At 67.4% G+C, this 14,056-nt stretch carries 16 protein-coding genes; 8 read left to right on the top strand and 8 right to left on the bottom strand.

The window, feature by feature from the left end:
- Window positions 1–126 precede the first annotated feature (126 nt).
- Together ACFYZR_RS03620 and ACFYZR_RS03615 are read right to left on the bottom strand one after the other, a co-directional pair.
- Entirely contained in the window at window positions 127–1,125 is a 999-nt protein-coding gene (locus tag ACFYZR_RS03620) for an anion permease (protein ID WP_391904458.1), read from the bottom strand.
- Window positions 1,126–1,131: 6 nt separating this feature from the next.
- Window positions 1,132–1,752, bottom strand: coding sequence for a DUF47 family protein (locus tag ACFYZR_RS03615; protein WP_358633006.1), 621 nt, complete (start codon window positions 1,750–1,752; stop codon window positions 1,132–1,134).
- Window positions 1,753–2,017: 265 nt separating this feature from the next.
- On the opposite strand from ACFYZR_RS03615, the gene ACFYZR_RS03610 reads away from it, so the two are divergent.
- Window positions 2,018–2,413: a metal-sensitive transcriptional regulator gene (locus ACFYZR_RS03610; RefSeq protein WP_391904454.1), complete on the top strand. Its 396-nt coding sequence runs from the start codon at window positions 2,018–2,020 to the stop codon at window positions 2,411–2,413.
- Here ACFYZR_RS03610 and ACFYZR_RS03605 read toward each other — a convergent pair.
- Together ACFYZR_RS03605 and ACFYZR_RS03600 are read right to left on the bottom strand one after the other, a co-directional pair.
- Complete coding sequence (locus ACFYZR_RS03605; RefSeq protein ID WP_391904451.1) at window positions 2,399–2,554, bottom strand: hypothetical protein; 156 nt, start codon at window positions 2,552–2,554, stop codon at window positions 2,399–2,401. The two genes, ACFYZR_RS03610 and ACFYZR_RS03605, sit on opposite strands and share 15 nt — an antisense overlap.
- Window positions 2,555–2,735: 181 nt before the next feature.
- Window positions 2,736–3,815: a hypothetical protein gene (locus ACFYZR_RS03600; RefSeq protein ID WP_391904449.1), complete on the bottom strand. Its 1,080-nt coding sequence runs from the start codon at window positions 3,813–3,815 to the stop codon at window positions 2,736–2,738.
- An 89-nt stretch (window positions 3,816–3,904) separates the two neighbouring features.
- Between ACFYZR_RS03600 and ACFYZR_RS03595 the strand changes: the two genes are divergently transcribed.
- Window positions 3,905–4,066 (top strand): hypothetical protein, encoded by a 162-nt coding sequence (locus ACFYZR_RS03595; RefSeq protein ID WP_391904446.1) that lies wholly within the window; start codon window positions 3,905–3,907, stop codon window positions 4,064–4,066.
- 82 nt (window positions 4,067–4,148) lie between these two features.
- Here ACFYZR_RS03595 and ACFYZR_RS03590 read toward each other — a convergent pair whose 3' ends face one another.
- From ACFYZR_RS03590 to ACFYZR_RS03575, 4 genes are all read right to left on the bottom strand, one after another.
- Window positions 4,149–4,853 carry a phosphatase PAP2 family protein gene (locus ACFYZR_RS03590; RefSeq protein WP_391905964.1) on the bottom strand — a complete coding sequence of 235 codons (705 nt, stop codon included), beginning with the start codon at window positions 4,851–4,853 and terminating at the stop codon, window positions 4,149–4,151.
- 328 nt (window positions 4,854–5,181) lie between these two features.
- Window positions 5,182–6,207, bottom strand: a complete 1,026-nt coding sequence (locus tag ACFYZR_RS03585) for an NlpC/P60 family protein (RefSeq protein WP_391904443.1) — start codon at window positions 6,205–6,207, stop codon at window positions 5,182–5,184.
- Between the two features lie 75 nt (window positions 6,208–6,282).
- Complete coding sequence (locus ACFYZR_RS03580) at window positions 6,283–8,049, bottom strand: serine/threonine-protein kinase (protein ID WP_391904441.1); 1,767 nt, start codon at window positions 8,047–8,049, stop codon at window positions 6,283–6,285.
- Window positions 8,050–8,067: 18 nt separating this feature from the next.
- Window positions 8,068–8,562, bottom strand: coding sequence for an ATP-binding protein (locus ACFYZR_RS03575; protein WP_391904438.1), 495 nt, complete (start codon window positions 8,560–8,562; stop codon window positions 8,068–8,070).
- Between the two features lie 263 nt (window positions 8,563–8,825).
- On the opposite strand from ACFYZR_RS03575, the gene ACFYZR_RS03570 reads away from it, so the two are divergent.
- From ACFYZR_RS03570 to ACFYZR_RS03545, 6 genes are all read left to right on the top strand, one after another.
- Window positions 8,826–9,719, top strand: coding sequence for a DUF5753 domain-containing protein (locus ACFYZR_RS03570; RefSeq protein ID WP_391904435.1), 894 nt, complete (start codon window positions 8,826–8,828; stop codon window positions 9,717–9,719).
- A 10-nt stretch (window positions 9,720–9,729) separates the two neighbouring features.
- Window positions 9,730–9,912 carry a DUF397 domain-containing protein gene (locus ACFYZR_RS03565; protein ID WP_391904433.1) on the top strand — a complete coding sequence of 61 codons (183 nt, stop codon included), beginning with the start codon at window positions 9,730–9,732 and terminating at the stop codon, window positions 9,910–9,912.
- Window positions 9,913–10,073: 161 nt separating this feature from the next.
- Entirely contained in the window at window positions 10,074–10,442 is a 369-nt protein-coding gene (locus tag ACFYZR_RS03560) for a DUF6507 family protein (RefSeq protein WP_391904430.1), read from the top strand.
- On the top strand, window positions 10,439–12,451 hold the full coding sequence (locus tag ACFYZR_RS03555) for a hypothetical protein (protein WP_391904427.1): 2,013 nt from the start codon (window positions 10,439–10,441) through the stop codon (window positions 12,449–12,451). Before ACFYZR_RS03560 ends, ACFYZR_RS03555 begins: the two co-directional genes overlap by 4 nt.
- Window positions 12,448–12,813 carry a DUF6086 family protein gene (locus ACFYZR_RS03550; protein WP_391904425.1) on the top strand — a complete coding sequence of 122 codons (366 nt, stop codon included), beginning with the start codon at window positions 12,448–12,450 and terminating at the stop codon, window positions 12,811–12,813. Before ACFYZR_RS03555 ends, ACFYZR_RS03550 begins: the two co-directional genes overlap by 4 nt.
- A gap of 193 nt (window positions 12,814–13,006) precedes the next feature.
- Entirely contained in the window at window positions 13,007–13,909 is a 903-nt protein-coding gene (locus tag ACFYZR_RS03545; protein WP_391904423.1) for a hypothetical protein, read from the top strand.
- Window positions 13,910–14,056 lie beyond the last annotated feature (147 nt).

Raw genomic sequence — 14,056 nt, 5'->3', positions numbered from 1 at the left:
CGATCAACCACGCACAACCCGCACACAAGCCGCCTTGCGGTGCTGCTTGGCGGTGCCACCGCAAGGCAAAGGGCCCGCCCCCTGTTCGTACCAGGGGGCGGGCCCATGTTCATGGGGAGCCGGGGGCTACCCGAACGCCAGGTTGACCACCCAGTAGCTGATCGCAGCGACGGCGGCCGCGGCCGGCATCGTGATGAACCAGCCAAGGATGATGTTCTTGGCGACACCCCAGCGCACCGCGTTGACCCGCTTCGTCGCACCCACACCCATGATCGCCGAGGTGATGACATGCGTCGTGGAGATCGGCGCGTGGAACATGAAAGCGGTCGTGAACATCACGGACGCGCCGGTCGTCTCCGCCGCGAAACCCTGCGGCGGGTCCAGCTCGATGATCTTCCGGCCCAGCGTCCGCATGATGCGCCAGCCACCCGCGTACGTACCCAGCGAGAGCATGATCGCGCAGGCGAGCTTGACCCACACCGGGATCGCGTCGCCCTTGCTCTGCACATCGCCGATGACCAGGGCCATCATCACGATGCCCATGGTCTTCTGGGCGTCCTGCAGACCGTGGCCGAGCGCCATGCCGGCGGCCGAGACGGTCTGCGCAATGCGGAAGCCGCGCTTGGCCTTGTGCGGGTTGGCCCGGCGGAACATCCACATGATCGCGACCATCACCAGATAGCCGAGGATCAGGCCGACGAACGGCGAGAGGAACATCGGCACGACGATCTTGTCGATGACGCCCGACCAGATGACGGTCGTGCCGCCCGCCAGCGCGGCGCCCACCATGCCGCCGAAGAGGGCGTGCGAGGAGGACGACGGCAGACCGAAGTACCAGGTGATCAGGTTCCAGGCGATCGCGCCGATCAGAGCGGCGAAGAGGATGCCCATCCCCTTGTCGCCCGTCGGGGTCTCGATCAGTCCCTCACTGACCGTCTTCGCCACGCCACTGCCCAGGAAGGCGCCGGCGAGGTTCATGACCGCCGCCATCGCGAGGGCCGCGCGCGGGGTCAGCGCCCGCGTGGAGACCGAGGTGGCGATGGCGTTCGCGGAGTCGTGGAAGCCGTTCGTATAGGTGAATCCGAGCGCGACCGCGATGGTCACGACAAGTGCAAACGTATCCACCGGAGGTCAGGACTCCTTGACCGCGATGGTCTCGACGGTATTCGCGACGTGCTCGAAAGCGTCCGCGGCCTCCTCGAGAACATCCACGATCTGCTTGAGCTTGAGGACCTCGATGGCGTCGTACTTGCCGTTGAAGAGGTGCGCGAGCAGCTTGCGGTGGATCTGGTCGGCCTGGTTCTCGAGACGGTTGACCTCGATCCAGTACTCGGTCAGATTGGTCATCGTCCGCAGGTTCGGCATCGCCTCGGCGGTCAGCTCCGCCGCCCGCGCGAGGACCTCGATCTGCTGCTCGACGCCCTTCGGCAGCTCCTCGACCTGGTAGAGGACGACCAGATCGACGGCCTCCTCCATGAAGTCCATGATGTCGTCGAGCGAACCGGCGAGAGAGTAGATGTCCTCGCGGTCGAACGGCGTGATGAAGGAGGAGTTCAGCTGGTGGAAGATCGCGTGGGTCGCGTCATCCCCGGCGTGCTCCGCTGCCCGCATCCGTTCGGCGATCTCGGCCCGGGCGGAGGCATCCGCTCCGAGCAGTTCCATCAGGAGCTTGGAGCCCGTGACGATGTTGTCCGCGGAGGCGGCGAACATGTCGTAGAAGCTCGTCTCCCTGGGGGTCAGACGAAAGCGCACGTGGGATCCTCGGGGTGCAGCGGATTCGGTCTCGTTGATGCTAGGCGCATCATCCAGCCACAGCTAACTGGCATTCCCTCAGTGTCGCCCATCGGGCAGAGTGCTCATGAAGGCGGTACGGGCCTCCGGCGATGAATTTAGGTAGGATATACCCGCCGGGGGTATGCAAAAAGGGTAGGTACGTTTAGACGCCGACAAGCGTGACGTGACCCCGCAGCCCGCCGATGACCAGCGCGGACACGTCGGCAGAACGACGGAGAACGCCATGACGGCCAGGGAGGCCACAGTGACCAGCGCCACTGAACCGGTCGGGGCGCCCTGCCACGGCGATCCGCACGACGACGCCCACGGCGCGTCCGCCACCGGATCCCCCGCCGGCCCCCACGGCTACAGCAAGCAGAAGGACCAGCACCTCAAGCGGCTGCGCCGGATCGAGGGCCAGATCCGCGGCCTCCAGCGCATGGTCGAGGAGGACGTCTACTGCATCGACATACTCACGCAGGTGTCGGCGAGCACCAAGGCCCTCCAGTCCTTCGCCCTCCAGCTCCTCCAGGAGCACCTCCGGCACTGCGTGGCCGACGCGGCCCTCAAGGGCGGGGCGGAGATCGACGCCAAGGTGGAAGAGGCCAGCGCCGCCATCGCGAGGCTACTGCGCACCTGACGGATTGGCGGGCTCCGCCCGCCGCACGGGCCGCACGACGCGCAGAACCTCATCGATCCGGTCGATACTGAGCCGCTCCTCGTCCGCCATGGACGCCGCGATCATCAAATCACCGTAGAGATCGATCTCGATGAGGGCCACGGGGTCCGGCCCGCCGCACAAACCACGTCGCGGAACCACGCGATTCACCTCCTCGGGTCCTCGGGGCTTCGGTACTCACCGGCCGGGGCCGTCACGTCACCGCTTTCCAGCGTAGTGATCGGTACACACACCGCGCATGGCACAGATGGACCATTTCCATGGCCAACCATGTCCTCCCGCGTTATTTCTGTGGCGAAGCGACCGTGCCCGCATAGATTTCGGCGGGCGCGGGAAGCTCGATGTCCGGCCGGAAGCCAAAGGAACCGAGCTCCACGGTCGAGACCACGGTCATCGGCACCGTCATCGGCGTGGCCGGCGGGGTGACGGACGGGGTGGCCGACGCCGCGTCCGGCCGGTAGGCGGAGCCCCCGCCGGGATCACCCCCGGGGAAGTACGTCGCGGGGGCCGTGGGGGCGACCCCCGTCTCCCCCACCGGCCCACGCCCGCCGGCCCGTGCGTCCCGCGCCCCGACCCCGAAGCGGTACCGCAGCACCCTCGGCCGTCCCGCCTCGTCGAGATACGCGTCGAACGCCACAGTCCCACTGGAGAACCCTTTCGCCGCGGCGGCCAGCGCGGCCCGGTCCCTCATGGGCGCGGCGCGCGCGGCCCGGTCCAGATCGATCGTCCCCCAGTAGTGCCCCACGCGTGTGTCGCCGATCCACTCGTCCCGTACATACGCCACCTCGCGCGCCCCGCCCAGCAGCTCGGCCGCCGCGAGGGGGTCGGTGGCACCGCTGGTGAGCAGATCGCCGTCCACGAGGGCACCCGTGTCGAGCCGGACCCATTTGCCGGCGGGAACACCCGCACCCCGGTTCTTCATATACAGCGTGCCGGGGGTGAAGACCTCCGTGATCGCCCTGCGGCCGGCGGACCCGTCGGTGCCCTCGGGCAGCGTCACGGTCAGCCGCCCCACCGGACGGGTGAAGTCGTAGCCGCCCTTGCCCCGGATCGTCAGCCGCGTCCCGCCGCTGACGGTCTCCATGGACGTCCGCACCCTGGCGCCCCCGGCCCGGGCCAGGGCCTCGGGGGCGTGCCGCACGACGGCGAGCGCCCGCGCGGGATCGACCCCCACCGGGCCCTCGAGCTGCGCCTGCCGGACCTGCCCGCTCGCCCCGTGCCACGGGCCCTTGCCGTCCTGGCCCCGCTCGGCGGAGCCGCCCTGCTCGGCGCAGCCGGAGACGGCGAACAGCCCCAGGGCGATGCCGCCCGCCACCGCGGTGGCGACGATCGCGCCCCCGCGTCTGCGCCCCTGCACCGCCATGGCCGTAAGCCCCCTGCCGCACGCTAGTGGAACCCGCTCCTTCCAACGACCGCCACGGGGCGGTCGTCACGGCCGGGTAGCGTGGTCACGTGTCCGATCCCGCTGACCACATCACCAGTACGAGCGAACGAGGCTCGTTCTGCACGGCGCGCTGCACCTGCGGCTGGTACGGCCCGGCCCGCCGGGCCCGCTCCCTGGCGAGAGCCGACGCGGAGGAACACATGACGGGCGCTTCGAGCGCTTGCGACTAGGCGCGCCCCGTAAGGGGCGCGGGGAACTGCGCGACCAGCCACGGACGGCCCGCAGTCGCACGACCGCGCTCCCAGCGGAGCGCTAGGCGGCCAGGTCCCGGTCCTGGGCCCGCACCTCACGTCCCGCCGCCTCGGGCGGCACCGTCGCGGCCGGCACGATGGGCGCGGGCGCGTCACCCGCCCGTACGAGCCACCCGCACCGCGTCCCCGCCACCCACCCCGTCAGCGGCGTGAGCAGCATCATCGCCAGTGGGGCGAGAAGCAGCGTGACGGCCGTCCCCAGGGCGAGCCCGCCGACGACGTCCGTCGGATAGTGCACGCCCATGTAGATCCGGCAGAACCCCTCCAGCAGGGCGAGCCCGATGCCGATGAGGCCGTACTTCCGGTTGGCCACGAACAGGCCGACGCCCAGCGCCATCGTGAGCGTCGCGTGGTCGCTGACGAAGGAGAAGTCGGTCTTCCCCTTGACCAGTACCTCCAGGCCCTGGTGGTCGAGGAAGGGCCGGGGCCGGCGGACGAACCCCCGGATGGGCACATTGATCAGCAGCGCGATCCCGGCCGCGAGCGGCGACCACAGCAGCGCGGCCGTCCCGGCAGGGGCGTCCTTGCTCTTGCGAACGCTCCACCAGGCGCACAGCATCAGCACGGCGAGGCCGAGGACGATGCCGTACTCGCCGATGAACTCCACGGCCCGGTCGGCCCAGTGGGGTGCGTCCTTGGCGATGCCGTTGATGTCGTAGAGCAGGCTGACGTCGGGGTTCGTCTCGCCCCCGGCCAGCACGGCCACCGGCATGGAGCCTCCCGCCACTGCCGTCACGAGTCCAGCCATCGCCCGGCCCCTATCTGTCGCCCGTCACCACGCCCAGCTACCGACCCCCGTGGTCCGTGCGCCGCAGCACGCGGCGCTGCTTTACCACTCCAATGGAACGCCTGGCTCCGGCCCGCCGTTCCACTCTCCACCCAATGATCACCTGGACGTTATCGAAGGGTGACCCATTCCCCAGCTCAGGGGCGAGGTTCGCGGGGAGTTCAGGCCATTCGCGACCTGACGCCACCTCACCGGGCCTCACCGGCCCCGCCGGTACCCGGCCGGCTCAGCCACTCAGGCCTACCGCTCAGGCCTTCCGCCCCGGCGCTCCCGGCGCCGTGGGCAGCGCCTTCGCACCGTCCGCGGTGACCCGGGTGGCACCGATGTAGTCCGGCTGAGAGTCGATCTTCTCGAACCGGATCACGGCCCCCGTCCGCGGCGCGTGGATCATGTACCCGCCGCCCACGTAGAGCCCCACGTGGTGAATGCTGCGCGGATCGTTCAGATCGTTCGCATAGAACACGAGATCCCCGGGGAGCAGCTCGTCGCGCTTGGGGTGGGGACCGGCGTTCCACTGGTCGTTCGCGACGCGCGGCAGCTCGATCCCGACCGAGGCGTACGCGGCCTTGGTCAGCCCGGAGCAGTCGAAGCGCCCGTTGTCCTCGGGCCCGCCGTCACCGCCCCAGAGATAAGGGGTGCCGAGCTTCTCCTGGGCGTAGTAGATGGCACCGGCCGCCTGCTGCGAGGGCGCCACCCGACCGACCGGGCGGGCGAAGCTCTTCTCCAGGCTGCGGATGGACTTCACATAGCCCTGCGTCTCGCTGATGGAGGGGACGCCGCCGGCCTTGAGGACGTTGTAAGGGCCCGAGTTGTAGGCGGCCAGCATGTTGTCCGTGAGGTCGCCCGGCACGCCCTTCACGTCCCTGGCCAGATGACAGTCGTAGGAGGCGGCCGACGGAATGGCGTCCGCAGGATCCCAGATGTCCTTCTTGCCGTCACCATTGGCGTCGAGGCCCTCGGTGTCCCACGTCGCCTGGATGAACTGCGCGATGCCCATCGCCGCGGCGGGGCTCTTGGCGGTCGGGTCCCAGTTGCTCTCGGTGTAGAGCTGGGCCGCCAGCACGGCGGGGTTGAGGGCGGGGCAGAGATTGCCCCATTTGGCCACGAGCGCCTGGTACTGCTCGGGCACGGCGCCCTTGGCGAGCCCGACCGTGCCGCCCTTCCCCAGGCCGGTGATGTTCCCGGCGGCCACGTACACCCCGACGACGAGCAGCCCGATGAAACTCAGGCACATCGCGATGCCGACACCCACGCCCACCCAGAGCTTCCGCACCCGTCAACCTTCCCCCATGGCAGGCCCGTTGCACTGCCGTTTCCGAAATATCGTGCGGACCCCCCGCCCTGGGGGCTACTTGGCGGTGAAGCCGTAGCAGCCGATGCTCGCGTACTCCTTCTCACTCCTGACGTGCTCGAAGAGCACCGTCCAGTCGCCGGGGTCGTTGCTGACGGGGATCGGCTGGGCGTACGGCTTCCCGTTCACGTACTGCTGGAAGTCGTCGGGGTAGGTGAGTTCCTTGAAATCGGCTCCCCAACCTCCCGGGTCCTTGGGGGCGATGTCGACGGGTTTGCTGGTGTAACCCAGGCCGAGGTTGTTCTGGCGCAGCCCCGAGAGCGGCTTGCCGGTCGACGAATCGATCTCGTGGGGAGGTTTGACGGCGACCGAGACGTAGAAGGGCGACTTGATGCGGTCGGGGCTGGCGTACTTGAAGCGGAAAGTGATCTTCACCTTGCCGGACATCACCCGGACCTCCGGGTTCACCGCATCGGACACGGAGGACTGGAACTGCCCGTCGACCCGCTCCTCGGAGGGGAGGTTGCACGTCCCCTCGCCGTAGAGGGCGCCTTCCTTCGCCGTCCAGTAGTCGCGGTTGGGGTTGGTCGCCTCGACGTAGGCGGGCTCCTTCCCGTTCCCACTCCCGCTCCCGCCGCCCGTGTCAGGGGCGGGAGCACCTGACGGACCCGAGGGCGAACCGGACGCGGCCGGGGAAGAAGCAGGGGAGGCGGCAGAGGAGGCGGCCGGCTTGGCCGTCCCCTTCCCCTTCCCCAGCGCCTTGTCATCTCCCCCCTTCGCGTCGTCGCCCAGCGACTGGACGGCGAGCGCTGCGACGACGCCGAGGGCGACGGAAGCGGCGCCGACGGTCAGCCACAGCTTCGTACGCGGACGCGGCGCGGGCGCCGTGGGGACGGCGGCGACGGGCGCACCCGGCACCAACGTGGGGACGTACGCGGCGGAAGGCGCGGGCGTCCCACCGCCCACCGCCGTCAGCTCCCGGTACACCGGATCGTCGACGAGCGCCGAGCTCACCGCGCACCGCGCGATGATCCGCGCGGGATCCGGCCGCTTGCCCGGATCGCCCGCGACGCAATCCCGGATCAGCTCCGCGAGCGCCGGCTCCACACCGGCCACGTCCACTTCCCCGTGGACGACCCGGTACGTCACGGACTCCAGCGGGCCCTCCCCGTAGGGCGGCCGTCCGGTGGCCACGGCGGCCATGGTCGCGCCGAGGGCGAAGACGTCGGCCGCCGGGCTGACGTCGTTCCGCGTGATGATCTCGGGCGCGGTGTACCCGGGGGTGCCGGGTGCCGTACCTGCCTGGGTGAGCGCGGTCTGCTCGGCGCCGCGCGCGATCCCGAAGTCGATGAGCTTGGGCCCGACGGCCGAGAGGATGATGTTGTGCGGCTTCAGGTCGCGGTGGAGCACCTCGTGTGCGTGCACATGGGAGAGCGCCTCCGCCAGCGCCGCGAACAACCGCAGACAGGTGTCGGCGGGCAGCGGCCCGCGCGCCCGTACGGCCTCCACCAGGGTCGGCCCGGGCACGTACTCGGTGGCGAGCCAGTACGGGGTCGTCTCGAGCGAGGCGTCGATGAGATTGGCGGTGTACGCGCTGCGCACGGCGCGCACGGTCTCCACTTCCCGCCGGAACCGCGCAAGCGCCTCGGGCGACTCGGCGAAGTCCTCGCGGATCACCTTGATCGCCACCTGCCGCCCACCGGGCGACCGCCCCAGATACACCTGCCCCATACCGCCGGCACCGAGCCGGGCAAGAACGGTGTGCACGCCGATGTTCGCGGGGTCCTGAGCTCGTAGCGCTTCCACGAGGTGAGACTGTGCCATATCTCGCCATGTCCCTGATCATTGAGCACCCGTCGGCTGCCCGGGCTGTGCGGCCGGTGCGGCTTGTGCGGCCGGTGCGGCTTGTGCCGCGACGCGGAACCAGACCGCCTTCCCGGGTGTGTGCCCATGCCGGCACACACCCCAGTCGGTGGCACAGGCCCGGACGAGCGCCAGCCCCCGGCCGCCCTCCCCGCCCTCCCCGCCGACGGGCCACGCCCGCTCGTGCGGCGTGCCGGGGGCGTAGTCCCGTACGAGGACGAGCAGGGCGCCGCCGTACATCCACTTCGCGTAGACGGACACGGGGGCCGTGCAGTCGCTGCGACGGCAGGCGTTGACGGCGTTGGTGGCGACCTCGGAGGTGAGGAGCAATGTGCTGTCGACGAGCTCCTCCCGCCCGGCGGCGACGAGTGCGGTTCGCACGGCAGCGCGGACCTCACGGATCAGGCGGGGGACGGGGAGGAAACCGAGGGAGAAGTCGGGACGGATGGGGACGACGGTGGTGATGGGACACATGGCGTGACTCCTGGGCTTCACCGATTGCCGGATGCCCTCTTGGACGGCTGATCGCGGTGGCATTGCCGGGCACGCATACGGGGCGCGGATGGGCGCGCATGCGGACGCGGTGCACTTCCGGCTTATGGGCCGGGGAGGGCGGGTCGGTTCGACGATAGGGAAGATGGTTTATAGCCCTCAACCCTTTCGCTTGGATTGACCCCAACGAGTGGCCCCGGCTGACTCCCAGCGGGCAGACTGCCCAACATCACAAGGAGGAGCCCATGGGACTACGCCTCAACCCGACGCAACGCCAGCGGCGTTTGGGCATCGAGCTTCGCAAGCTCCGCGACGCCAGCGGCATGAACGCCGCTGCCGCAGGAGCCATCGCAGGGCTCGGCCCGCAGCACCTTGGCCACATCGAGACAGGACGAACAGGTATTCCCGAAGCGAAACTGCGCGCCCTACTCCACGGCTATGGTTGCGAGCACCAAACCAAAGTTGAAGCCCTCGTCGCCATGAGCGAGTCATCAGGCAAGGGCTGGTGGTCGAACTACCGGAAGTCGGTGATCCCGCAGGCGTCCCGGGACCTGGTTGAGCTTGAGGCCTACTCGGCAACCCACCGAACGTTTCAGTGGGTCCATATCCCCGGCCTGCTTCAGACGACCGACTACATGCGCACCCTCTTCGAGGGGGCACAGCCGGACGCTTCACCTGCGGAGATCGACACGCTCGTGGAGTTCCGCACCAACCGCCAGCGAGTCCTGGACGGTGACTCACCCATCACCCTCCACGCGGTCATCCACGAAGCCGCCCTGCGCATGCGATTCGCAAACGCCGGCATCATGCGTCGCCAGATCGAACACCTCACTTCGATGGCACGCCTGCCGCATGTTCAGATCCAGATCCTGCCGTTCGAAACCACGGCCTACCCGGCTGGATTCGGCGCACCCTTTGTCCTCTTCGACCACGCCGTGCCGGAGCTCGGCACAACCTACGTAGAGCAGCCGGTCGCCTCACCCTTCATCACCGACCAAGCCCGGTATGCGACGTTCGCGGAGACCTTCGAAGGGCTGACTGCGGCGGCACTACCGCCGATTGACCCCGACCCCGAACCTGAGTTCTATAAGAAGAGGGACTCCCTCTCGCTGATTCAGCACGTTCTCTACACCCTGTGAAAGGTCTTCGGTGCCTGATCTCAAGTGGCGAAAGTCAAGCTTCAGCGCGGGCGGAGCCGCCGACGAATGCATAGAACTGGCCGCAGGCGCCGACGGCATCCACCTCCGCGAGAGCGACACCCCAACCGTCGTCCTCTCCCTCTCCCCCCGCACCCTGCGGGCGCTGCTCCGCTACTCACAGACGACCGACTGACCGAAAACGAACCCAAGTACGCATATTCATGCGCACTCCCCCACCCCGGCTGATAAAAAATTCACCGTGCGTCAAACGCACATGCGAACCAAGGCGACGGCACCGCCGCCAGCCGCTGACACGCAGGGGAACCGTTCTCAGGGGGAGGGGCAGGCGCCGTCATGTCCAGGTGGGACATCAAGCCCGACGGCGTACGCGGGGTGGTCGCCAGGACGGCCGAGATCGCGGACAAACTGGCGGCCGAGGCCGACTCGTACATGGGTCACGTCGAGTCCGCCGCAGGTCACACCGGCCGCCTGGCCGGCCCGTGCGACGCGGGCGAGGGCATCGTCGGCATGGCGCTCAAGGCCTACGCGAACCACGCCATGCCAGAGCTGAACTACATAGCCGCGCGGGCGAAGAAGTCGCTTCAGGGCGCGGTGGACGCGACAGCGGCCTACGCACAGGGCGACCTGGAGATGGCCGCGAACACTCAGCGGACGGCGGGCCAGGCCCCCACGCCGGAGGAACTGGGCGGGCCCAAGAAGTGAACAGCTCCCCGATAGACCCGATCAGCATCCCGCACTTCACCGGCGACGTGGACGCCCTTGTGGGCGACATAGCGGGCCTGGCCAAGAACGCGTCCGACATCCGCACCACGGGCACGGACACGCACGCCTCCTTCCAGGGCCTGTCGGCCTACTACGACGCCCCGGAGGCGGACCAGCTCTTCCGCTCGACGCTCCCCGTACGCGAACGGGCGGCGCACTTCGCGGACGAGCTGAACAAGGTCAAGTCCGCGTTATCCGAGTACGCGGCGGAGATCCGCCCGATCGTCAAGGAACTGGACCGACTGCGCGAGCAGGCCGTCGCGTTCCGCGCCTCGATCGGCAACGACGACAAGTGGCTCAAGGACCAGTCCAAGGTCGACGAGAACAGACACCTGATCCAGGCCGTGGCCATGGCCCAGGAGAAGTTCCACGCGGCTGAACTCAACGCCTTCAACAAGATCACCGGACTCTTCGACAAGAACCTGCGCCTCGTCCAGGACGACGGAACTCACAAGAAGGGGATGTACGGCTACAAGCCGAGCGACGCCGCGAAGGCGGAGAAGACCCCGTGGGGCAACGTCGAGAAGCGCGAGTACGAGGGCGCGGAGTGGCTCTGGCACAAGACAGTCGACGGGACGACGGACTTCGCCAAGGGCTTCCTCATCGACGGCACCTGGGCCCAGATCAGGGGGCTGGGGACACTGTTCGGCGTCGACGGCCGGGAAAAGTCGTATGAAGCCCTGAAGAACATGGCGCTGCTCGCATTCGTCAGCAACTACGCTCCCGTCGCCGAGGTGGCCCGGTACCTCCCCGACTCTTGGCTGCCCAAGGTGGGCAAGGACTACAAGAAGGCCGCGAACGGCGCATCCAAGGGCCTCGTCGCATGGGACGAGTGGAGCAAGAATCCCTGTCGGGCCTTCGGCACGCTTTCGTTCAACGGACTGACGCTCTTGACTCCCTGGGGCGAGGCCACCGCCGCGACCAAGGCGGGAGTGACGGCCAGGGCCATCACCACGGCTGCCAAGGTCGGTGAGGTCATCGACCCGGCAACGTACGTCGTCAAGGGCGCCCGCATCGGCCTGAACACGGCGAAGCCCCTCTTCAAGGTCGGCGACCTCACGTCCGAACTCCGGCAGGTCCTCGGCAAACTCCCGGACCACACCCCCACTCCGGCCAACACGTCCCTCAAATACACGGCAGCGGACGGAAAAACCCTCCTCCTGGATTCAGAAGGAAACCTCCGCGCCCCCGAGTCCGCCGAACACCAACCCACCACCGAGGCCCGCAAGGAACCCCACAAGGCCGACCTCACCGGCCCCCACGAGGCCGCTCTCTCCGGCCAACGCACACTCGCCCGCGCCGGGGCCGACCGCCTCGAAGCCGTGGGCCGCTCAAACGACCACGGCATACCCCGCGCGGCCCATGAACCATCAGCAAGCACAGACCACAACCGCACAACCCCAAGCCACGACTCAGGTGACAGCGCCGCACATGACAGCCACGGCCACGACGCACCAGAAAACGGTGGTTCGCATCCGCACGAATCCGGCCATGTAGCAAACAGCGGAGACGGAAACAGCCCTGCGCTTCCGCATGATGGCGGTCACACGGGGCCAGGCCCGGCAAGTGGGGAAGACGGACTGTCGAACCGGGTACGTCCTCCCCGCGAAGGTGACACCAATTACATCGTCGACGATCCTGACAACCTTTCGGACACCATAACCGACATTGATGAAATCCGGGACGGCATACTCTGGGAAGAAAAGACGGCCACCGGCCAGGACCCGCGAGTGAATATCCCGAAATGGATCAAGAAGCATGTTTTCAAGAAACTTGATTCATACATTCGAGCCCGGACACACATGGCTGGCTACGAGCAGGCCCCGCTCGGCCTAGACTTCGTCCAAGCCGGCGCGACAGCGGAATTCAGAGCCGCAGTGGAATCTGGTATACAAGAGTGGATGATCTCTAATCCAGGAGTTGAAGTGAAGGTCAGGTGGGCAGAGTGAGCTGCTACTTCCAGGTGAACGACGAAGACGTCTGGAATCCGTCAAATTCCGTCGCCCAAATTTTCCTGGGGCAGGCGGATACGCTGTCTAGATCAGTTGGAGAACAATCAGGGCTTGGCCCCGTCATCGAAGATGAGTGCGAGATCAATCTCCCTCAATTCGTAAAATTCACCAACATCCTGGTGAAGGCCTATCAGGACTCGAACAACAGACCCTTCCGGTCTTTGCTGGATGGCGTTATCGCCATTTCCCTCGTCCTGATCGAGCGCGGTGGCGGCGCGGTCGACTCCATCACGCCCGAGTATGCGGATATGTGGGCCGAGCTCCGGGCGAACCACGCAAGGAGCATGCCGACCGGGTAGGGGCCACGCCCGCTGTCACGACACCACAAGGCTCCGCCATGCCAGATCGACGGGCTGCACGGGCACGAGGCCCACAGCGAATCCGCATCCCATGGCGGCCATACAACCTACAAAAACCGACGAGGAACCCTCGCTTCGTCAATAATGCGGAAGCCGTAAAGAAGACACTCGACATCTACAACGGAACCTATCGATGGCCTACAGCCTTCTCGAAATCGATCGGCTGCCGCCCGCCCTCATCGCCAGTGCACTCGCAGCATGCCTGCACGTATCGTCGAGCGAAGTCGACGTTGCCGATGCGGACGGCGCCCAGGACGAGCGGAACTGGGACGCCCCGGTCCTGTGTGACGTCTCTGACGCGGGTGGGCATGTGTCGCAGTCCCTGGACATCTACGTCCAGGACTCGGTAAGGCACCGCCCAAGCGAAGCCGAACTGGCATTGACTTTCTCTGCTGCAACAAACACGGTCATTCTCTATCCCGCCGAGGAACAAATCCCCAGCGCATACTGGCTGGCAACCCCTGACCGGCTCGTGACTCGGGTACGCCTACTGTCCTCCGACGATGAGGCTGCGTCCTATTCCATTGACGCCGCGGAAGCTTATATTCCACAGCTCTCACAGGTCCGCACAATCCAGCTTCCCGAAATCATTCGCGAGCATCCTGTCCCCACCCCGACCGCTTCAGCTTTCGCCGCAGCCGTGAACTCGCTTGCGCAACCAGGGGAGGAATCCGCCGCCGTCCGTCTCCCTGCTGATCTGGAGTCCGCTGTTGAACGGGCTCGCGCCTACCTGTCCGAGTGGGAAAGGCTGACACGGCGCATGGCCTCGGGCTGGCAACCCACCGGCCGCTACCCGGCGGACATGTACTGCGCCGCTCTCCAGAGCCGGGATCATGTCGACCAACTGGCCGCTGACCTACCGGAACCGGTAAGCGGGCTGTTGCGCGAAGCGCTCGACCAACTGGACAGCGAATTCAGAACGCTGACACAAGGAGACGGCGGCCACGAGATCGCCGAAGCAACCGGAACCCCTCACCTCGACTTGCTCGAACGCAGCTGGTGGTGGCAGCGACGGCCGAAAGAACTGCCGTGGTAGCTGAAATCTTCAAGGCCGCCTCGGCCAGATAGAACCACCCCTCCAGCCAATCAAAGACGCCATCATTGGACTGCCCGCATGTATGAGCACCAACAGCCGCCGCCGTACGGATACGGGGCGCACCAGCCCCACTTCCATCCGCCGTAC

Origin of the sequence: Streptomyces sp. NPDC001678 (assembly GCF_042892945.1) — a bacterium.
In the GTDB taxonomy this organism is placed as follows: domain Bacteria; phylum Actinomycetota; class Actinomycetes; order Streptomycetales; family Streptomycetaceae; genus Streptomyces.
The sequence above is the reverse complement of the archived record's forward strand: the minus strand, read 5'-3'. Positions and strand labels throughout refer to the sequence as shown.

Bases quoted from the DNA above. Each gene is read 5' to 3' on its own strand.
- ACFYZR_RS03610 (WP_391904454.1), top strand. From the start codon at position 2,018: ATGACGGCCAGGGAGGCCACAGTGACCAGCGCCACTGAACCGGTCGGG.
- ACFYZR_RS03600 (WP_391904449.1), bottom strand. From the start codon at position 3,815: ATGGCGGTGCAGGGGCGCAGACGCGGGGGCGCGATCGTCGCCACCGCG.
- ACFYZR_RS03580 (WP_391904441.1), bottom strand. From the start codon at position 8,049: ATGGCACAGTCTCACCTCGTGGAAGCGCTACGAGCTCAGGACCCCGCG.
- ACFYZR_RS03575 (WP_391904438.1), bottom strand. From the start codon at position 8,562: ATGTGTCCCATCACCACCGTCGTCCCCATCCGTCCCGACTTCTCCCTC.
- ACFYZR_RS03570 (WP_391904435.1), top strand. From the start codon at position 8,826: ATGGGACTACGCCTCAACCCGACGCAACGCCAGCGGCGTTTGGGCATC.
- ACFYZR_RS03560 (WP_391904430.1), top strand. From the start codon at position 10,074: ATGTCCAGGTGGGACATCAAGCCCGACGGCGTACGCGGGGTGGTCGCC.
- ACFYZR_RS03545 (WP_391904423.1), top strand. From the start codon at position 13,007: ATGGCCTACAGCCTTCTCGAAATCGATCGGCTGCCGCCCGCCCTCATC.